The sequence below is a fragment of the Ancylobacter amanitiformis genome (assembly GCF_030814815.1).
In the GTDB taxonomy this organism is placed as follows: Bacteria; Pseudomonadota; Alphaproteobacteria; order Rhizobiales; family Xanthobacteraceae; genus Ancylobacter; species Ancylobacter amanitiformis.
Genome location: NZ_JAUSVR010000019.1, coordinates 49,160 through 68,654, shown reverse-complemented (window position 1 = coordinate 68,654; position 19,495 = coordinate 49,160). Strand labels below are relative to the sequence as shown.

The window sequence follows — 19,495 nt, the reverse complement described above, 5'->3', positions numbered from 1 at the left end:
CCACCCGCTACGACAAACGAGACGACAATTTCCTCGCCTCAATCCAACTCGCGTCAATCCGCATCTGGCCGCGAAGTTATGAGTCGGCCAGCTAGAGGCCGATCATCGTCATGTGCTGTCCGGTAGCCTCGTGCGGCGGCGGCACTCACACTTTCGTTCTGGGTCTGTCGCTGGATTCCCAGGCAGGAATGAGAGAGCGTCTCGCTCGTAGAAGCTGCCGCGCTGCCGGATGATGGCGTGTTCCAACCCTGGCCGCGGGACACCCGGCGAAGACGAAAAGAGAGACGATGATCTCGGGATGGGTATGGGCGTTTCGCCAGTTCTCGCGCCGCATCTGGGTTCGCGCGAGCCTGTTCTCGGTGGCGGCAATCGTGACCGCGCTCGTCGCGGTCGTGGTGACACCCTACATCCCCGCCGGCCTGCCGACGAAGATCGGCTCTGACGCCGTCGACAACATCCTCGGCATCATCGCCTCCTCGATGCTGGCGGTGACCACCTTCTCGCTCTCGACAATGATCTCGGCTTATTCGGCGGCAACGAGCAACGTCACGCCCCGAGCGACGAGGCTCATCATGGAGGACACCACCACCCAGACCGTATTGTCCACCTTCGTCGGCTCCTTCCTGTTCAGCCTGGTCGGGATCATCGCGCTGTCGACGGGGCTCTATGGCGATCGCGGGCGGGTCGTTCTGTTCGCCGTCACCATCCTCGTCATCATCGCCATCGTGGTGACACTCCTGCGCTGGATCGACCACCTGTCGCGGCTCGGACGTGTGACCGAGACCACCGAGCGGGTCGAAGCCGCGGCAGCAAGCGCCATGCGATTCCGCCTGCAGAACCCTTATCTCGGCGGGCGGCCCTTGCCCGAACGCGCGGCCATCCCGCCGACGGCAAGGCCGATCTTCGCGTCGGACATCGGCTACGTGCAGCATATCGACACCCGCGCCTTATCCACGATCGCCGAAGAAGGATCGGGCCGGATCTACGTCCTCGACATACCGGGCGCCTTCGTCGATCCGACCCGGCCGATCGCCCTTGCGGACAGGCTCGGCGTCGACGATCAGGACGCGAGGATTCGTGGGTGTTTCACGATCGCCGGGGTACGCTCATTCGATCAGGATCCCCGTTTTGGTGCGGTGGTGCTGACCGAAATTGCGAGCCGTGCGCTGTCGCCCGGCATCAACGATCCCGGCACCGCGATCGATGTCATCGGCCGGGCGGTGCGGCTGCTGGCGATCTGGCGCGAGCCGCTGGAGGCCGAGATCGAGTACCCCAGACTTTTCGTAGCACCGGTCAAGGTGGACGATCTGTTCGACGATCTGTTCACCCCGATCGCCCGCGACGGCGCCGCGACAGTCGAGATCGGCATACGGCTGCAGAAGGCCTTCCGGACCCTCTCCCGATTCAGCCGGGACGGTTACGCCGAGAACGCTCGGCGACATTCACGCGAGGCCCTGAAGCGCGCAGAGGTTGCATTGGCTATCGACGCCGATCGGCGCCGACTGCGCGAGCTTGCCCACGACATCGGGATCGAGGAAGGCCAATAGCAGACGCGGTCTTGGCTCGCGTCCGAGCCGCGCGGCGAAGTGTCGTGCGTTCGCCCGCCTGGTGAAAACCGCCAAGCTTCGGCGACGGTGCGTTGCAGGCGGCCGGGCTACCAGCGCGCGACCAGCGGTGCGGCGAGCGCACCGACGGCGGCCAGGCCGGCTATGGCGAGGCTGTACCAGGTGGCGACGAAAAGCGGCGAGTCGTCCGGGCAGTGCGCGGCATAGAACGCCGCTGCCAGACCGCCGGCGACCAGCCCCGCCACCGCACCCGAGAGACGGGGACGGGTCGGCGCGCCATGGCGCAGTGCCAGCAAGAACACCCCCAGCGGCGCGGCGCCAATCAGCGGAATGAAGGTGAGGCACACCTGGCTATTGACGCCCACCAGCCGCGTCATCCACTCGGACGCCGGGACCGCGAACAGTTCGAGCGCAACCGCAACCACCAGCAGCAGCGGCGGAACCGCGAGCCATGCCAGCAGGGACCCGCCGCCACCGCCGGGACGCGCGAGCGCGCGCACCAGGGCGAAGGCGCTCGCCACCAACGCCAGCGTCACCACGAATTTGAACACGAATCGCGCGGTCTCCAGCGATGCCAGCGCATCCGGGCGCGGGCCGAGCGCAACCAGAAACACCGCGCCGGCCAGGACAAAGGCCAGCACGCCGGCGAGGCGCCATGCGGTGTCCATCGGCATCGACCTGCGGCCGGTGTCGGCGGCCATCGCCCTGATGAGATCGTCGGTTTTCATCTCAGTCCCGTCCAAATCGCCGCGCAATCGCGGCCAGTCCACGGTGCAGCGCCACCCGCACCGCAGCCTCTTTCATGCCGAACTTCCGCGCCGTCTCCTCGATCGAGCGCCCTTCCACCGAGATCGCGGCAACGACCGAACGCTGCCCCGGCGCCAGCGTATCCAGCGCCCTGCCAACATCCCGGTCGCTCACCGTCTCGATCTCAGGCTGCGCGTAGGTCTCTGCAATCTCGTCAAGGTCGATCTCGACACGACGGCCGCGCCGGCGGAAGGCATCGATCAACTTGAACCGGGCAATGGCGTAAACCCAGGGCATCACCGCGGCCTCGGGCATCCATGTGTGGCGCTTCAAGTGAATCGCCAGCAGCACTTCCTGCACGACGTCCTCCGGGTCGACCCCGCCATGCGAAATCTTGCGGCGGGCATAGGCACGAACCAGTGCCGCGATGCGATCGAGAAAAAGCGCATAGGAGCGCTCGTCGCCCGCAATCGCGGCCCGAAGCAGATCGGCAAGTTCGCGTTCGTTTTCGCGTTCGTTCTTGCCGTTCAACGCCGGTCTCCCCCATTCGGGCCCACGCGCCGACTTGTTACGTGGGCACGAAAATAATGTCCAAGCCCATCGCCCGGCCGATCACGAACTCGTGTCGACGGGCAGCGTAACGCCGGATGGTCTGGCGTCGAACGGATCATCGCACGGTCGACGACGACCGGCGCCAGAGATCAACAGGAGACGACCCATGAACCGCTCGACCCTTGCTCTCGCCCTCGCCGGCTCGCTGGCCACCGCCCTCGCCAGCACCGCCTTCGCGGCCCCGCTCGCGCCGGAAAAGATGGCCGGCAACGAAAAATGCTACGGCGTTTCTCTCAAGGGCCAGAATGACTGCGCGGCGGGTGCCGGCACCACCTGCGCGGGTACCTCGACGACGGATTACCAGGGCGATGCCTGGAAGGCGGTTCCCAAGGGCACCTGCGTCACCATGAAGGGCGGCACGCACACGGGCTCGCTGACGCCGATCAAGAGCTGAGCGGCTTCCGGGAGGTCCGCGCGGCGGGCCTCCCTCCCGCCTTCAATGCCAAGGGAGTTCGCCATGACGGATGCAGCCACCCGCTCCGACTGCCCGCCCCGCCGCCTGCCCAGCCACCTGCCCAGCCACCCGCCCCGCCACCTGCCCCCCCGTGCCGGCCTTGGCCTCAAGCCCGAACATTACGGCCATGTGCTGGAACACCGGCCCGATATCGGGTTCTTCGAGGTCCATGCCGAGAACTACATGGGCGCCGGCGGTCCGCCGCATCGCTATCTCGAGGCGGTCGCAAAGCTCTATCCGCTCTCGCTGCACGGCGTCGGCCTCTCCATCGGCGCGGCCCGCCCGCTCGACAAGGCGCACCTGTCGCGCCTGCGGACACTGGTCGAGCGCTACAAGCCGCAAAGCTTTTCCGAACATCTCGCCTGGTCGACGCATGACACCGGCTTTCTGAACGATCTGCTGCCGCTGCCCTATACCGACGAGACCTTGGCGCGGGTGATCGACCATGTCGACGAGGCGCAGCAGGCCATCGGGCAGAGGTTGCTGCTGGAGAATCCGTCGACCTATGTGCTGTTCGCGGACAGCACCATCGACGAGATCGACTTCCTGGAAGAAATCGCCGCGCGCACCGGCTGCGGGCTGCTGCTCGACGTCAATAATGTGATGGTCTCCAGCGTCAATCACCGGCTGGACCCCCGCACCTACATTGATCGCTTCCCCGTGGAGCGCGTCGGCGAAATCCACCTCGCCGGCTATGACGAGACCGTCGACGGCGCGGGCGACCGGCTGCTGATCGATGCCCATGGCTCGCCTGTCAAAACCGATGTCATGGCGCTGTATGAACACGCTCTGGCGCGCACCGGGCCGGTGCCGACGCTCATCGAATGGGACAATGACGTGCCGGACTTCGCCACGCTTCAGGCCGAGGCGGTGCGGGCCGATGCCCTGATCGTCCGCGAAGCGGCCCGGCGCAATCGCCAGACACGGGCGGCCTGAGCCATGAGTCTTGCCGCCAGCCAGGAGGATTTCGCGCAGGCCCTGCTCCATGCCGAGCGGCCGCTGCCGGCCGGCATCACCACCGCGCGGGGGCAGCCGGATGCGGCGCGCTTCGCGGTCTATCGCAACAATGTCTATGTCGGTCTGACCAAGGCACTGGCACAGCGTTTTCCGGTGACGGAACGGCTGGTCGGCGCGGCGTTTTTCACCGCCATGGCCCGCCTCTATGCGCAGGATAACAAGCCCGCCTCGCCGCGGATCATCGACTATGGCGACGATTTTCCCGCGTTCATCGCGGCGTTCGAGCCCGCAGCCGAACTGGCTTATCTCGCCGATGTCGCAAGGCTGGAAGCCGCGTGGACCCGGGCCTATCACGCCGCCGACGCCGCCTTGCCCGATCTTTCGGCGGTGGCCGCCATGGCGCCCGACGCGCTGCCGAACCTCCGGCTGGCCGCGCATCCCTCGGCGGCTCTTATTCGCTCGCCGCATCCGGTCGGCTCGATCTGGGGCGCTCATCAGAGCGCGACCGTGCCGCCGATGGAGGCGTGGGACGCCGAGACGGTGCTCGTGGTGCGGCCGGACATGGACGTCAACGTCCATATCGTTCCGGCACAGGACGGAATTTTCGCACAGGCGCTGTTTGGCGGCGCTCCGCTGGGCGAGGCCGCCGAGGCCGCCTTCGCCCATGAACCGGCGTTCGATTTCGGCGCCGCACTGGTCGGCCTGCATGCGCTGGGCGCGTTTGCCGGCATTCATCAAGGGGACGTGCCATGAGCCTCGAGACCGCGCACGCGCCGCAACACGGCCGAGCCTCGCTGGCGGGGCTTGTCCGACAGGCCGATCGCCTGCTCGCCTCGATCCCGCAATCGCTGCCGCTACTGGCCCTGCGCTTTGCGCTGGCGGTGCCGTTCTTCCTGTCCGGCCTGACCAAATGGGACAGCTTTCTGCACCTCTCGACCGGCGCGCGCTTCCTGTTCGAGGAGGAGTTCCGGCTCCACATTCTTGGCGGCGAGTATGCCTATCCATTCCCTCTGGTGATGGCGGCCGCGGCCGGGATCGGCGAGATCGCGTTGCCGGTTCTCCTGGTACTCGGCCTCGGCACGCGTTTCGCCGCGCTCGGCCTGCTGGCGATGACCGCGATCATCCAGCTCACCATTCCCGAGGGCTGGGCGAATTTCCATTTGCCCTGGGCCGCCATGGCGCTCGCCCTCATGGTGTTTGGCGGGGGCAGCCTCAGTCTGGACCAGTTTTTTCACGCTTCCCGACGACCGAGCCTCCCGACAATGCCGACCAAATGACGCTCGCCCCAATCAGCGCCGCCGGCCTTCCAATCAAGGGGAGAGTTGGACGACGGCGCGCAGTCCAGCCCTGTCCTCGCGATTGGCGAGGTCGAGATGGGCGCCGATCCGGGTTGCGGCCGTGTCGGCGATGGCAAGACCCAGACCCGAGCCAGCCCCTGCCACGGCGCGCCCGCGATAGAAACGCTGGCGAACGAGGCCAAGTTCCTCACCGGGAATTCCCGGACCTTCATCCTCGATCACAAGTTTGTCCGGCCCTTCCGCGAACCAACGGATCGTACCGGCGGTCATGTTCTGGACCGCGTTTTCCTGAAGATTGCGCAGCACGAGAGACAGCGTGTCGGGGTCCAGCTGCCGTACCAGAGGGCCAAGCGCGGGGTCGATGATGGTCCTCACATTCGGCGGATGCGGCACCGCTGCAACAATATCGCGGATCAACGCGCCAATGGACGTCTCTCTTGCCGCGCCGGCGGCTCCCGCATCGAGACGCGCCAGCGCCAGAAGCTGCTTTACCAGGCGGCTGGCTCGATCCACGGAGACGATGATCTGCCGCAGGGCGTTCTCCCGCACCTGAGCCTCGCCAGCCGCGAGAGCGACCTGCGCTTGTGTTTTCAGTCCCGCCAGCGGCGTACGCAATTCATGCGCGGCGAAGGCGGTGACATCGCGCTCATGGGCCCGCGCGGCTTCCACCTTGGCGAACAACCCGTTGAGGGCGCCGATCAAGGGCTGGATTTCCGAAGGCGCGCCGTCCGGGGGCACCGGACGCATGTCCTCGCCCTCGCGTGCGGCGATCTCTTCCGCCGCCTTGTTGAGAGGGCGAAGCCCACGCCCGAGGCTCCACCAGATCAGCAGCCCCAGCAGCGGCATGGCGAGCAGCGCCGGGGCGGCGAGGCCGGCGACGAGATCGCGCACCAGCTTGTCGCGCAGCCCGATCCGGTCGCCGACCACCACCCGGACATCCTTTTGCGGGTCCACGATGGTGTAGACGCGCCAGGTCTCGCCATCGACCTCGCGGTCGGTGAAACCCTCGCGCTCACCGGCCAGCACGGCCTCGGGCGCACCGGAGGACCGGGCGAGCAGCCGGCCATCGAAGGACCAGATCTGGCAGGAGAGCTGACGCTCATAGCCCCCCGCAGCGGAGGGCAGGATGCTGGCAGGCCCCATCTCTGGCGCGCCCTGCATGCGTTCGCCTGTCATCACCAGCGAGTGCACCATGCGCGCCGCCTCCTGCAGCCTTGTGTCGAGCACGCGCTCCAGCTCGCTGCGGCTGCCAATGCTGATCCACGCCACCGCGCACAGCCAGATCAGCCCCGTGGCCGCCAGGAGGATGAGAAAGAGGCGGCGGCGCAGCGAGATCATGCCGGCACCCGCAGGCGATAGCCGATCCCCCGCACCGTCTCGATCAGGTCCCGGCCGAGCTTGGCGCGCAGATTGTGCACATAGACTTCAATCGTGTTGCTCTCGACCTCCTCCTGCCAGCCATAAAGTCGCTCCTCCAGCTCGCCCCTGGACCGGATCACGCCCGGCCGCTCCATCAGCATGGACAGCACCGCGAATTCCCGCCGCGACACCGGCACGGGGGAGCCCTCCAGGCTGACGGCGAGCGTGGCTGGATCGATCGCGATCGGGCCGTGATGCATCAACGCACTGGCCCGGCCGCCGCCGCGCCGCGCGAGCGCGCGCAGGCGGGCCGCCAGCTCATCGAGGTCGAACGGCTTGCCGAGATAGTCGTCGGCGCCGGCATCCAGCCCGCGTATGCGGTCCGGTGTCTCGTCCAGCGCGGTCAACACAAGCACGGGCGTCGCATCCTGCCGGGCGCGGAGCCTCGCCAGCACGTCGAGACCGGAGCCGTCCGGCAGCATGAGGTCGAGGACGACGGCATCGAACCGGCAGATGCCCAGCGCGGCGTGAGCATCCGCGCAGGTGGTCACGGCATCGACGGTCAGGCCGGCGAGAACAAGGCCGGCGCGCACGCCGTCCGCCAGAACCGGATCGTCCTCGACCAGAAGAATACGCATCACGCCCTGTTCATCTCCGCATTGTCGCTGCTCGCCATGGTCCATCGCCAGCTTAAGGCTGGCTTAAGGTGAGGATAAGAGCGCTGCGCCGCGACGATGAAGGAGCGGCGAATCCGATGGCAGGACACTCCTGGAAGACGGGGCACTTCTGGAAGACGGGACATTCCCGGGCGAACGGCATGCGGGCGGCAGCCTTGGCATTTGCGTGCCTGTCGCCGTTCAGCGCCTCCGCCACCGAGGATCCGGACCTCGCACCGCTCTTCGCCGCCTCCGCACCCAGGGTCCCCTTCACGCTGGAGGCGGCGCGCTCGCCCGACGGCGCGCTGGTGCTGCGCTGGATGGTCGAGCCGGGCAATTATCTCTACCGCGACAGTCTCGGCGCCTCACTGGACGGCCGGGCCGTGCCGCTGGAACGGCCCGTTGGCGAGGCCAAGGACGATCCCAATTTCGGCGTCGTGCAGGTCTTCCATCGGGATGTCGAAGCCAGCGCCGGGGCGCTCCCCCGCACCGGCGAGCTGAAGGTCGCCTATCAGGGCTGTTCGGAAAAAGGCATCTGCTTCCCCCCGCAGGCGCGCCTCGTCGACCTCTCGACCCTCGATACAAGGGTCGCACCGCCCGGTCGGATCTCCGCCACGGCGGACATATCGGCTCGGAGCGGCCCGGCTCCGGCGACGATGGAACCGGCGGCGCTATCAACGGAAGGTGCCGTGGACGACGGCGAGGGCATCGCCGCGCTGTTCGCCGGCAGTCTCGGCTGGACGCTGCTGGCCTTTCTCGGCTTCGGCCTGCTGCTGGCGCTGACCCCCTGCGTCTTCCCGATGATCCCGATTCTCGCCGGCATGCTGACCCGCTCGAGCGAGACATTGACGCGGCGGCGCAGCCTGGCGCTGACCGGTGCCTATGTGCTCGCCATGGCCGGCGCCTATGGTCTGGTCGGTGCTGTGGCCGGCGGGTCGGGAGCGAACCTTCAGGCCGCGCTGCAGACACCGTTGGCGCTGGGCGTGACGGCGACGATCTTCGTCCTGCTGGCGCTCTCCATGTTCGGCCTGTTCGATCTCGCCTTGCCGGCGGGTCTTTCCGCCCGGCTGGCTGGACGTGGCGGTAGCGGTTCGCTGGGTGGCGCGGCGCTGCTGGGCTTCGGCTCGGCGCTGATCGTCGGGCCCTGCGTGACCCCGCCACTGGCCGGCGCCATGCTCTATGCCGCGACCACCGGCGACGTCGTCACCGGGGCGGGCGCGCTGTTCATGCTCGGCCTCGGCATGGGCCTGCCGCTGATGCTGGTCGGCCTGTTCGGCCCGAGCGTGCTGCCGCGTGGCGGCGCCTGGCTGGAACGAGCGAAGCAGGCCTTCGGCACGGTTTTCCTCGCCGTCGCCATTCTGCTGGCCGGCCGGTTGCTGCCGGCGCCGGCAAGTCTCGCCATGTTCGGCGTGCTTCTGCTAGGGGCGGCGGCGTTCTTCGGCGGGTTCGACCGGCTCACCGCATCGAGCGGCCCAGCCGCCCGCCTCGCGCGCGGCGGTGGCATGGCGGCGGCGCTCTACGGCGCGACGCTCATCGTCGGCGCCGCCGGCGGCGCGCAGGACCCGCTCCGCCCGCTGGCCTTCGAGGCCGTTGCGGATGCCCGCCGGCCGGCAGCGCAGGCCGCGGCCACCGTCACCTCCTCGACCAGCTTCGACCGCGCGGTCGCCGCTGCGGCCGACGGTGCCGCCGACAGTGCCGTGCCCAATCGCCCCATCCTCGTCGACTTCACGGCTGACTGGTGCACCGTCTGCAAAGCCAATGCGAGGGTGATGGCAGCGCCGGAATTGCGCGCGCGGCTCGCCGCCGTGCCGCAGGTCACCGCCGATGTCACCGACTACAACGCCACGACCCGCGCCCTGATGGAGCGGTTCCGCGTGGTCGGGCCACCCGCCCTGTTCCTCGTTGATGCGCAGGGGCGCGAGATTCCCGGCTCCCGCATCGTCGGCCCCGTGACCGTCGACGCCATCCTCCGCCGGCTCGACGCCGCCGGCGCATGACCCCCCTTCACCCTTGAACGTTCAGGAGTTCTCATGCAGCGCCGCCATTTCCTCACGCTTGCCGGCCTCCTCGCCGTCGGCATGGGCCTCGCGGGATCACCGCTCCTTGCGCAGGGCGTCGATGTCGACGCGATCCTGCGGGACCCGGCCGCGCCCACGGCCGGCAACCCGAAGGGCGACGTCACCGTCGTCGCCTTCCTCGATTACAACTGCCCTTACTGCAAGAAGTCCGCCCCGGATCTGGAGCGCGCCGTCAGAGAAGATGGCAGGATCCGCCTCGTCTACAAGGATTGGCCGATCCTCACCGAGGCGTCGGTCTATGGCGCGCAGATGGCCCTCGCCGCCAAATATCAGGGCGGCTACGACAAGGTGCATCACGCGCTGATGGCCATCCCCGGACGCGGCGTCAGCGAGGAGCAGATGCTGAAGGCGATACAGGGCTCGGGCATCGACCTTGCCCGGCTGGATGCCGATCTCCAAGCCCACGCGAAAGACATCGGCACACTGTTGAAGCGCAATCTGGCGCAGGCCGAATCGATCGGCCTGCAGGGAACGCCGACCTATCTGATCGGCCCGTTCCGCACCTCGACGCTGGACTATGCCGGCTTCAAGGAAGCCTTCGCGGAAGCGCGCCGTCGCCAGGCGGCGGAGTGAACCAGGACGTGATCGGCCTTTGCGAGCGCATCCCCGACGGCGCGAAGGTCGTGGCCCTCGCCGCCACCTGAGAGTTCAGGCCAGCAGGGCCGAGGCGCTCTTGAACAGCATGTAGCTCGCCACCACGAAGATCAGCGTCGCGAACACCGTGGTCAGCCGGCCGGTGCGCCCGGCGAGGCGCCGGGCGAGTTTCATGCCGGCGACGCTGCCAAGCGCGCCCCCGGCGATGAAGGTGAAGGCCAGCGCCCAGTTCACCAGCCCCGACAGCGCATAATTGAAGGCGGTGGTCAGCCCGAAGGCCGTCACCGCCACCAGCGAGGTGCCGACCGCGTTCAGGATCGGCATGCCGGTGGAGCCGATCAGGCCGGGCACGATGAGGAAACCGCCGCCAATGCCGAAGAAGCCGGAAAAGACGCCGGTGCCGAGGCCGAAGCCGAGCACTTTCGGCGCCTTCTCGCGATTGCACTCGGCACCCGGCTCGCCGGGATTGCCGCGCCCGCGCAGCATCAGTGCGCCGACAACGAGCATGAGCAGCGCGAACAGGAAGAGCAGTTTCTCGCCTCCGACCAGCTTGCCCAGGCTCGATCCGGCAAAGGCGCCGAATATGCCGGCCGTGGCATACATGCCGCCGCAGCGCCATTTCACCGTGCCCGCGCGGGCATGGCTGAGCAGGCCGGCGGCCGCGTTGATCGCAACGGCGAAGGCGCTGGTGCCGATGGCGATATGCGGATTGCGCACCCCGACGAGATAGACCATCAGCGGCACGGCGAGGATGGAGCCGCCACCGCCCACCAGCCCGAGCGTGAAGCCGACGAGCACCCCCGCACTGGCACCGAGCCCGTATTGCAGCGGCTCCAGCATCACGCGGCCTCGCGGCTCGGCCCGGCCGCGATCGGCTCGGGCCGGCACAGCCACTCCCGGCCCTTCAGCATGGCGTGCCAGTAGATGGGCGGCAGCATGCGGTCCTTGAGGAACCAAGCGAGGCGCGTGGGACGCGAGCCGTCGAGGATCCAGCGCGGAAAGGTGGGCATCAGCGCGCCGCCATAGCCGAACTCGGCCAGCACGATCCTGCCGCGCTCCACCGTGAGCGGGCAGGAGCCGTAGCCGTCATACTGGGCGGCGGGCGCCTTGCCCTCCAGCGCCGCGAGCACATTCACCGCCACGACAGGCGCCTGCTTGCGCGCGGCGGCGGCGGTCTTGGCGTTCGGCGTGTTGGTGGCGTCGCCGAGGGCGAAAATGTCCGGGTACCGAACATGGCGCAGCGTCGCCGGATCGACCTCGATCCAGCCACCCGCGCCCGCCAGCGGGCTGGCGGCGATGACGTCGAGCGGCTTTTGCGGTGGCACGGCGTGCAGCATGTCGAAGGAGCGCTCCACCCGCTCGGTGCCGCCGTCGCTTCCCCGGCGCTCGAAGGTCGCCACCTGCGTATCGCCATCGACGCCGACGAGCGTGGAGGCGAAATTGAGGTCGATGCCGTAGCGCTCGACATATTCCATCAGCGCGGGAACATAGGCCGGCACGCCGAACAGCACGCCGCCGGCATTATGGAACTCCACCTTCATGCGCGGCAGAACGCCGGCGCCGCGCCAGATGTCGCAGGACAGGTACATCGCCTTCTGCGGCGCGCCGGCGCATTTGATCGGCATGGCCGGCTGGGTGAACAGCGCGCGGCCCGACTTCACCGTGCTGGCGAGGCGGAACGTGTAGGGGGCGAGGTCGAAGCGGTAATTCGAGGTGACGCCGTTGCGGCCGAGCGCCTCGGGCAGGCCGGGAATGGCCTCCCACGCCAGCCGCAGGCCGGGCGCGGCGACCAGCACGCGGTAGCGCACGGACGAGCCGTCCGCGAGAGCGACCTCCTTGGCCTCGGGAAGGAAGCCGGCGGCGGCCTGCCGGATCCAGGTGACGGAATCGGGCATCACCGCGCCCATCGGCACGCGGGTGGTATCCGGCTGGAACACGCCGGCCCCGACCATGGTCCAGCCCGGCTGGTAGTAATGGCACTCCGCCGGCTCGACGATGGCGATGTCGAGCGAGGGTCGGCGCTTGAGCAGGCTGGAGGCGGTGGCGATGCCGGCCGCGCCGCCTCCCACGATGACCACGTCATAGGTCTTCGGTGCGCCGGGGCGGATCCCCCTGTCCAGGGCCGTAAGGCGGGCGCGCTGGCCGGAAAGGTCGATGCCGGCGGCGGAGCTTAGCGCCAGTATCTCGTCCGGGCTCCGCCGCCCCGCCTCGGCCAGCGCCCACAGCGTCGCCGCCCGCGTGCCACTGCGGCAATAGCCGAGGATCGGGTTGGGCAGGCGGTCGAGCATGGTGCGCATCGTCGCCACATCGGCGTCGCTGTAAGTGCCCGGCGTCACCGGGATGTGCACGAAGGCCATGCCGAGGGCCTCGGCCAGCACGGCCGCTTCCGCGGCTTCCATTTGGCCGGGATCCTCCCCATCGGGACGTGTGCAGATGATGGCGCGGTAGCCAGCGGCGGCGGCTTCGGCAAGGCCCGGCTCGTCCAATGCGCCGTGCACGTGAAATTCCGGCACGATCTGTTTCGACGTCATGGGAGTTTCCTCCATCTCGTGGAAGGGGCGACCGCTGCCGGCCGGCATTGGCGCACCGGCCGGCGCCGCTTCAGAGCGTGTCGAGCGGCAGTTTCAGGTAGCGGCGGCCGTTCTCTTCCGGCTCGGGAAGGTTGCCCGCCCGCATGTTCACCTGCACCGAGGGAAGGATCAGCTTGGGCATGGCCAGCGTGGCGTCGCGCGTGGTGCGCATCTCCACAAAAGCGGCCTCGTCCACCCCGTCGCGCACGTGGATGTTTTCCGCCCGCTCGGCGCCGACCGTGGTCTCCCACGCATAGGTGTCGCGACCGGGCGCCTTGTAGTCGTGGCAGAGGAACAGGCGGGTCTCGTCCGGCAGCGCCAGCAGGCGGCGGATCGAGTGGAAAAGCTGGCGGGCGTCGCCGCCGGGGAAGTCGGCGCGAGCGGTGCCGAAATCCGGCATGAACAGCGTATCGCCGGTGAACACCACGTCGCCGATGACATAGGCCATGTCGGCCGGCGTGTGGCCGGGAACATGCAGCACCATGGCAGGGATGGAGCCGACGCTGAACGTGTCGCCATCCTCGAACAGCCGGTCGAACTCGGAGCCGTCGCGGGCGAATTCGGTGCCGAAGTTGAAGATCTTCCCGAACACGTTCTGGACGGTGATGATCTCGCGCCCGATGGCGAGCTTTCCGCCCAGTTCGCGCTGGATATAGGGCGCGGCCGAGAGGTGGTCGGCATGGGCGTGGCTCTCCAGCAGCCAATCGACCGTCAGCCCATGCGCCTTCACGTAAGCGATGATCGCGTCCGCCGAAGCGGTGGAGGTGCGCCCCGAAGCCGCGTCGAAATCGAGCACGCTGTCGACGATCGCCGCCTGCCGGGTGGCGGGATCATGAATGACATAGCTCGCCGTGTTGGTTGGCTCGTCGAAGAAAGCCTCGACCGCCAGGCGGTTCTCGCGCGCGCCGGCAGCCCGGATCTGGGCGGCGGCTTTTTCAAGCGGCACGTCGTTCAGGAAGGTCGGATCGGACATTGGCGTTCCTCCAGCCATCTTCATAAATTTCATATTTACATAATGTGTGTAATTGTAAATCCGTATTGCATCACTTTCTCGGTAAGGGCAATCAGAGGGCATGACAGGGGAACTCCATTCCGACACCCGATCGGCCTCCGCCGCGCCGCGCCCGCTGCGCATCGGCGATACCGCGCCCGTGTTCAGCGCCCGCTCGACACAGGGGCAGGTTCACCTCGGCGATTATCGCGGCCGGTGGCTCGTGCTGTTCTCGCACCCGGCGGATTTCACCCCGGTCTGCACCAGCGAATTCATCGCGCTGGCCCGGCTGGCACCGCGATTCGACGAAATCGGCGTGGCGCTGCTGGGGCTGTCGGTGGACAGCCTGTTCTCCCACATGGGCTGGCTGCGGGCGATCCGCGGCGCCTTCAATGTCGAGGTGCCGTTTCCCGTGGTGGAGGACACCTCGCTCGTCATCAGCCGCGCCTATGGCATGCTGGATGAGACGGCGCAGGATTCCTCCACCGTGCGGGCGAGCTATTTCATCGACCCGGACGGCATTGTCCGCGCCATCAGCTGGTACCCGATGTCGGTCGGGCGTTCGGCGCGTGAGATGTTGCGCCTTGCCGCCGCGCTCAAGCGCGCCGCCGCGGGGGACGCGGTGACGCCGGAAGGCTGGGAGCCCGGCGACCCGGTGCTGCGTCCGCTCACCGACGAGACGCTGGTGTCAAACGACGACCCGGCATGGTTCTGTCGGCCGCTCGACCGAAGCTGAAACCATGAAGCTGAAACCATGAACCTGAAACCAGGGGGCTGAAACCATGCCGCTGACCCGCGAGGAGGCCGACCGGGCGGTGGAGAAGCTGCGGAGCTATGGCCAGCCGCAGCGGCTGATGATCCTCTCCCATCTCCAGTCCGGCGAGATGACCGTCGGCGAGATCGACGCCGCCACGGCTATTGGCCAGCCCGCCCTGAGCCAGCAGCTCGGCGAATTGCGACGCGCCGGCCTGGTGGCCACCCGCCGCGCCGCCAAGCAGGTGTACTACCGACTGGCGGATAGTGGCGTGGCGCAGTGCGTGCGCAGCATCGAGGCGCAGTTCAGTGAGGGCGTGGCGGCTCCGTCTCCGCCTGCGGCGCCCGCCGCTGCCCCGGCGCCCCGTGCCGCCCGCGACCGCAGCGCGGCGCTCTTCGCCCGCATCGTGGGGCCCGGCGGATCGCCCGCTTAAGCCGGGCTCAAGCCGCTCCAGTCACCCACGGCGCGCGCGACGGCGAAGGCCATCGCGAAGCGATCCTCCCATCCGCACGAATGCCCGCCGCGGGACTGTCACCCGACGCCGGCGGCCTTGGCGTCGTCGTCATCCTTCGTGTCGTCATCCTTGCTGATGAGGCGCAGGCTGCGCTGCATACTCTGCGGAGGATGGCCGAAAAAGCGCAGGAAGGCCCGGCGCATGCGATCCCGGTCGGCGAAGCCGGTATCGCGCGCAACCACGTCCATGGCGTGCCACCCCTCCTCCAGCATGAGCTTGGCGGCCTCGAGCCGCAGGCGTTCCACCGCCTTGGCCGGCGATTGCCCCGTCTGCTCGCGAAAGATGCGGCTGAACTGGCGCGGGCTCAGGTTGGCCGCCTCTGCCAGTTCTTCCACCGTCAGCGGATTGCGCAGATTCTCCTTGGCGTAGATCAGCGCCCGGCGCACGCGATCCGACCGGGGCTCGAGTTCCAGCAGGGCGGAGAACTGCGACTGGCCACCCGGCCGACGATGATAGACCACCAGCTTGCGGGCGACCGTCCGGGCGAGCGCCGCGCCATGATCATCCTCGATGAGCGCCAGCGTCAGGTCGATCGCCGCGCTCATGCCGGCCGATGTCCAGATATTGCCGTCGGAGACGAAGATCCTTTCCTCGTCGACCCTGGCATTGGGAAAACGCTGCTGCAGGTCGCGCGCATGCGCCCAGTGCGTCGTCACCTGACGGCCGTCCAGCAGGCCGGCCTCGCCGAGCAGGAATGCCCCCGTGCACACGCCGGCGACGCGGCGGCTGTGCTGTCCCGCGCGGGCGATATAGTCGCGCAGGCCCGAGGACAGTTGGCGAGGCACCAGTTCGCCCATGACCATGAGCGTATCCGGAAAATCCGTCAGCACCCCGGTCTCGATCCGTATGCCGAGGGAGGAGCGAACCGTGCCGCCCCGCTCCGACATCACGGTGAGACCATAGGCCTCGCGACCGAGCGTGACATTGGCAAGTTCAAACGCCGAGAGGGCGGCCATGCCCATGACCTGGAAGCCATCTTCCAGAATGAAGCCGACCTGGCGCATGATGGATTGCCAACCTCATGACCGAAAATTACGGTGTCAATGTAATTCGGACATGACGCTCCGGCAAGGCACGCCAAAGCCGGCGCCCGCGCAGACGGCGATGTCGGTTGAGACGGGCCCGGGGTCTCTACCGCCTCGCCCGCCTCTGCGCCGATGGTGTCAGGCCGGCGTTTCGAGCCGCTGCACCGTCTCGTCGGTGGACCAGACGCCATTGGCCATGAAGCGGAAATTGATGAGCGCGGCGAGATAGCCGTCGCCGTCCGGCAGTTTCGGGGCGGCCACGGCATCGCGCACCACGGCGACCTCGAAACCGGCCTCCAGCAGATCGCGCATGTGCGATTCCACACACATATTGGCCAGCATCCCGGCGAGGATCACCTGGTTGATACCCTGCTTGCCGAGTTGCAGCTTCAGGTCGTTTGCCTGCGGGCCATAGAGCTTGTGCGGCGAGCAGATGATGGTCTTGCCGTCCTCGATATAGGGCTTGAACTCCTCCATGAAGTCCGCCCCCGAGGCACGAAAGCCCTCCACCGTGTAGGGCCCCTTGCGGTCGAAGGCGCCGACATCGTGCTGGAATTTTTCCAGCGGGGCCTGCCAGCGCCAGTGGTGATCCCAGCAGTAATAATAGTGGGGCGAGACAGCCACCACGATTCCGGCCTTCTTGGCGGCGGCGAACAGCTCGATGAGGTTCGGCACCAGATTGTTCTCGGTCACGCTCTCGCCGACCGCCGCCCAGGCGAGGCCGTTCGGGCTCATCACGTCAACCTGCGGATCGATGACGACCAGCGCGGTGCGCGTGAGGTCCAGCACCATGTCCGTCCTCGGCAGAACCGGGGTCGCGGTGTCGGCGTAAAGCGCCGCCGAGCGTGGGGAATAGTTCGGCTTCATCGATTTTCCTCCCGATGGGCTTGTTGGGAATACCGCCCTCCGCTGCGGGGCCGAGGCGGAAGAGATCTGCGCGGAAGAGATCTGCGCGGAAGAGGCCTGCGCGGAAGCGACCTGCCAAGGCAGGCCTGCATTCACTTCGCCGGGCTCGCCGCAACCGGGGGCGCCGGCAGCAGCCTGCCTTGCACCGCCCGGTAGAGCGTCACGGCCGCGACGATGAACACGACGACATTGGCGAACACGAACAGGATTGGTGCCAGAACCGTCACGGTTCCTGCATCCCCCAGGGCAACGAGACGGATCGGCGCGGTGGCCAGCGCGGTCACACCGAAGGTGAAGGCCCAGTAGGAGGGCGTGAGCGGTTCGCGCAGGATCCACGGCAGCAGCCGAAGGATGATCAGGGCCTGCAGGATACCGTAACCGATCATCGCGTGGGCGAAGAGCGGCGGAGCGGAGGGCGCGACGGCGATCAAGGTGACGGCCCCCACCACTGGCGGCGCCAGCTGGATGCCGAGTGTCGGACGCAGCGCGCTCGCCATGGCCGGGCTGGTGAGCATGCGGTGCAGCAGCACGGATTCGATGGCGAGCCAGCCGAACAGCCCGGCGCCGAAGAAGAACTGCCCGAGATCGGCATAGCCCAGCGCCGCGCCCACCGTGCCCGACACGAAGCTACCGGCCACCGTGGGCAGATAGAGCACCGGGGTCGAATGTTCCGGCGCGCGCTCGCCGAGCCAGAGCCCCCCGGTTCGCCACACCGCGAAGCCCAGCGTGAACAGGGCGCCCACGACATAGAGCGCCAGCGCCACGTCATGGGCATAGGGGGCGGCTCCGCCGGCGACCAGCAGGGTGGCGACCCCGATCAGCCCGACGAAGCAGCACTGGATCGGATGGGCCATTTCGGCCAGTGCCGTCTCGCGGGCCATCAACCATTTGCCGGCATAGAGAATGACGAGCACCGCCCAGACGATTCCCGCGCTCAGCATGAGGAATTCACCCGGCAGGGCGGGCACGCCCCAGGCGAGATGCGCCGCCCGCCAGCTGCCGCCGAGCCCGGCGAGCCCCAGCACCATGCCAAAGAACGATGCGGGAACAAGGGGAAGACGGGCGCTGCTGCTCATGTCGATACCTATTGTTTAGTCGGCAATTATAACAGGTGGAAGCCGGACCCGGGTGTTGCCGCGGCGCCCGGGCCTTGAGAGGAACGATCAGGTTCGCACGATCCCCGGGCGTGGCAATGCCGAGGGACCTCCTGCGTCCCGGCACCATCTTCCGCGGCCCGGTGGAAATCGATCAAGCGCGACATCATGCCGGACAGCGCCGGTTGACGCATGGGGAGAGATAACGACACCCGCTCCTCCTTGCGAATGTCGGCAACCCATCGATTCCGGCCATCCTTGCCGGAACGCATGACGATGACGGAACAGGGCCATTTCGAAAGCGCCAGGGCCGAAAACCCGCCCTGTCCTGAATCGCCGCGCCTACGTCATTCGGGAATTCGGCATCCCTCGCTAGTACGGCTCTTCTGGAACCGCCGGTCGGCGAGGCATGAGGAGAAGATGATGAATGACAAGGGTACCGCCGTCGTGACCGGCGCCTCATCCGGGATCGGCGCCATCTATGCCGACCGGCTCGCCGCGCGCGGCCATGATGTGCTGCTGATTGCGCGCGATGCCGAGCGCCTCGCCCAGCAGGCCGAGCGGCTGGCGGCGCGGCATGGCGTGACGGCGCGGGTTATCGTCGCCGATCTCACGCAACACGACGCGCTGCGCAAGGTCGAGGACGTCCTCGCGTCGGACACGTCCATCTCGGTGCTCGTCAACAATGCCGGCTTCGGCGGCGCGAGCGAGCTTCTGCAGTCCGATGTCGACCGCATGGAAGAGATGATCGACATCAACGTCACCGCGGTGATGCGCCTGACCTATGCCGCGGCTCCCGGCTTCGTTGCGCGCGGCGCCGGGGCGATCATCAACATCTCGTCCATCGTGGCGATCGGGCCGGAGATGCTCAACGGCGTCTATGGAGGCAGAAAGGCGTTCGTTCTCGCCTTCAGCCAGTCGTTGCGGAAGGAACTCACCGACAAGGGCGTGCGGGTGCAGGTGGTTCTTCCCGGCGTGACCGCGACGCAGTTCTGGGACACCGCCGGCGTGCCGATCGACAACCTTCCCGGCAGCTGGGTGATGACGCCGGAAAACCTTGTCGATGCGGCGCTGCTGGGCTTCGATCGGGGTGAGTTCATCACCCTTCCCTCGCTGCAGGCGGGCGAGCAACTGGAAGCCTATGAGACCGCCCGGCAGGCCATGCTGCCACACCTGTCCAACGCGACGGTCGCCCCCCGCTATATCCTCCAGCCCGCGACCTGAGCCCTCCGGCCGCGACGGCGGCGCCCGCCGGCTCCATGCCCTGCGGGACAGGAGGCGGCGCCGCGCCCTGCCCGCGTAATTGCCTAGACAAAAGGCG

At 67.8% G+C, this 19,495-nt stretch carries 20 protein-coding genes; 10 read left to right on the top strand and 10 right to left on the bottom strand.

The window, feature by feature from the left end:
- The first annotated feature begins 287 nt into the window (after positions 1-287).
- Positions 288-1,547 (top strand): DUF2254 domain-containing protein, encoded by a 1,260-nt coding sequence (locus QOZ99_RS19450; RefSeq protein ID WP_306891650.1) that lies wholly within the window; start codon positions 288-290, stop codon positions 1,545-1,547.
- A gap of 107 nt (positions 1,548-1,654) precedes the next feature.
- On the opposite strand, the gene QOZ99_RS19445 is transcribed toward QOZ99_RS19450, so the two are convergent.
- Positions 1,655-2,293, bottom strand: coding sequence for an NrsF family protein (locus QOZ99_RS19445; protein ID WP_306891649.1), 639 nt, complete (start codon positions 2,291-2,293; stop codon positions 1,655-1,657).
- A gap of 1 nt (position 2,294) precedes the next feature.
- Positions 2,295-2,843, bottom strand: a complete 549-nt coding sequence (locus QOZ99_RS19440; protein WP_306891648.1) for a sigma-70 family RNA polymerase sigma factor — start codon at positions 2,841-2,843, stop codon at positions 2,295-2,297.
- Between the two features lie 187 nt (positions 2,844-3,030).
- Between QOZ99_RS19440 and QOZ99_RS19435 the strand changes: the two genes are divergently transcribed.
- The 4 genes from QOZ99_RS19435 (at position 3,031) to QOZ99_RS19420 (ending at position 5,612) form a co-directional block, all read left to right on the top strand.
- A complete protein-coding gene (locus QOZ99_RS19435; RefSeq protein WP_306891647.1) occupies positions 3,031-3,318 on the top strand; it encodes a BufA1 family periplasmic bufferin-type metallophore in 288 nt (95 codons plus the stop codon).
- Positions 3,319-3,381: 63 nt separating this feature from the next.
- On the top strand, positions 3,382-4,314 hold the full coding sequence (gene bufB, locus QOZ99_RS19430; protein WP_306891646.1) for an MNIO family bufferin maturase: 933 nt from the start codon (positions 3,382-3,384) through the stop codon (positions 4,312-4,314).
- A 3-nt stretch (positions 4,315-4,317) separates the two neighbouring features.
- Complete coding sequence (locus QOZ99_RS19425; protein WP_306891645.1) at positions 4,318-5,088, top strand: HvfC/BufC family peptide modification chaperone; 771 nt, start codon at positions 4,318-4,320, stop codon at positions 5,086-5,088.
- The gene (locus QOZ99_RS19420) at positions 5,085-5,612 is read left to right on the top strand and encodes a DoxX family protein (RefSeq protein ID WP_306891644.1); all 528 of its coding nucleotides are present in this window, start codon (positions 5,085-5,087) and stop codon (positions 5,610-5,612) included. Before QOZ99_RS19425 ends, QOZ99_RS19420 begins: the two co-directional genes overlap by 4 nt.
- Before the next feature lie 33 nt (positions 5,613-5,645).
- Here QOZ99_RS19420 and QOZ99_RS19415 read toward each other — a convergent pair whose 3' ends face one another.
- Positions 5,646-6,971 carry an ATP-binding protein gene (locus QOZ99_RS19415; protein WP_306891643.1) on the bottom strand — a complete coding sequence of 442 codons (1,326 nt, stop codon included), beginning with the start codon at positions 6,969-6,971 and terminating at the stop codon, positions 5,646-5,648.
- The gene (locus QOZ99_RS19410; protein ID WP_306891655.1) at positions 6,968-7,630 is read right to left on the bottom strand and encodes a response regulator; all 663 of its coding nucleotides are present in this window, start codon (positions 7,628-7,630) and stop codon (positions 6,968-6,970) included. Before QOZ99_RS19410 ends, QOZ99_RS19415 begins: the two co-directional genes overlap by 4 nt.
- A 116-nt stretch (positions 7,631-7,746) precedes the next feature.
- On the opposite strand from QOZ99_RS19410, the gene dsbD reads away from it, so the two are divergent.
- Together dsbD and QOZ99_RS19400 are read left to right on the top strand one after the other, a co-directional pair.
- The gene (dsbD, locus tag QOZ99_RS19405; protein ID WP_306891642.1) at positions 7,747-9,645 is read left to right on the top strand and encodes a protein-disulfide reductase DsbD; all 1,899 of its coding nucleotides are present in this window, start codon (positions 7,747-7,749) and stop codon (positions 9,643-9,645) included.
- A 33-nt stretch (positions 9,646-9,678) separates the two neighbouring features.
- Complete coding sequence (locus tag QOZ99_RS19400) at positions 9,679-10,299, top strand: DsbA family protein (RefSeq protein ID WP_370876895.1); 621 nt, start codon at positions 9,679-9,681, stop codon at positions 10,297-10,299.
- Between the two features lie 75 nt (positions 10,300-10,374).
- Here QOZ99_RS19400 and QOZ99_RS19395 read toward each other — a convergent pair whose 3' ends face one another.
- The 3 genes from QOZ99_RS19395 to QOZ99_RS19385 form a co-directional block, all read right to left on the bottom strand.
- Positions 10,375-11,163: a sulfite exporter TauE/SafE family protein gene (locus QOZ99_RS19395; RefSeq protein WP_306891641.1), complete on the bottom strand. Its 789-nt coding sequence runs from the start codon at positions 11,161-11,163 to the stop codon at positions 10,375-10,377.
- Positions 11,160-12,851, bottom strand: a complete 1,692-nt coding sequence (locus QOZ99_RS19390) for a bifunctional protein tyrosine phosphatase family protein/NAD(P)/FAD-dependent oxidoreductase (protein WP_306891640.1) — start codon at positions 12,849-12,851, stop codon at positions 11,160-11,162. Before QOZ99_RS19390 ends, QOZ99_RS19395 begins: the two co-directional genes overlap by 4 nt.
- A gap of 70 nt (positions 12,852-12,921) precedes the next feature.
- Positions 12,922-13,863, bottom strand: a complete 942-nt coding sequence (locus tag QOZ99_RS19385) for an MBL fold metallo-hydrolase (RefSeq protein ID WP_306891639.1) — start codon at positions 13,861-13,863, stop codon at positions 12,922-12,924.
- A gap of 100 nt (positions 13,864-13,963) precedes the next feature.
- Here QOZ99_RS19385 and QOZ99_RS19380 point away from each other — a divergent pair, with 100 nt between their 5' ends.
- Together QOZ99_RS19380 and QOZ99_RS19375 are read left to right on the top strand one after the other, a co-directional pair.
- Positions 13,964-14,617 (top strand): peroxiredoxin, encoded by a 654-nt coding sequence (locus tag QOZ99_RS19380; RefSeq protein WP_306891638.1) that lies wholly within the window; start codon positions 13,964-13,966, stop codon positions 14,615-14,617.
- 46 nt (positions 14,618-14,663) lie between these two features.
- Positions 14,664-15,068, top strand: a complete 405-nt coding sequence (locus QOZ99_RS19375; RefSeq protein WP_306891637.1) for an ArsR/SmtB family transcription factor — start codon at positions 14,664-14,666, stop codon at positions 15,066-15,068.
- Between the two features lie 98 nt (positions 15,069-15,166).
- On the opposite strand, the gene QOZ99_RS19370 is transcribed toward QOZ99_RS19375, so the two are convergent.
- The 3 genes from QOZ99_RS19370 to tehA form a co-directional block, all read right to left on the bottom strand.
- Positions 15,167-16,153, bottom strand: a complete 987-nt coding sequence (locus tag QOZ99_RS19370) for a GlxA family transcriptional regulator (protein ID WP_306891636.1) — start codon at positions 16,151-16,153, stop codon at positions 15,167-15,169.
- A 159-nt stretch (positions 16,154-16,312) separates the two neighbouring features.
- Positions 16,313-17,041, bottom strand: a complete 729-nt coding sequence (locus QOZ99_RS19365) for an isochorismatase family protein (protein WP_306891635.1) — start codon at positions 17,039-17,041, stop codon at positions 16,313-16,315.
- A 131-nt stretch (positions 17,042-17,172) separates the two neighbouring features.
- Entirely contained in the window at positions 17,173-18,156 is a 984-nt protein-coding gene (gene tehA / locus QOZ99_RS19360; protein ID WP_306891634.1) for a dicarboxylate transporter/tellurite-resistance protein TehA, read from the bottom strand.
- A 441-nt stretch (positions 18,157-18,597) separates the two neighbouring features.
- Here tehA and QOZ99_RS19355 point away from each other — a divergent pair, with 441 nt between their 5' ends.
- On the top strand, positions 18,598-19,398 hold the full coding sequence (locus QOZ99_RS19355) for an SDR family NAD(P)-dependent oxidoreductase (RefSeq protein ID WP_370876894.1): 801 nt from the start codon (positions 18,598-18,600) through the stop codon (positions 19,396-19,398).
- The last annotated feature ends 97 nt before the right edge of the window (positions 19,399-19,495 follow it).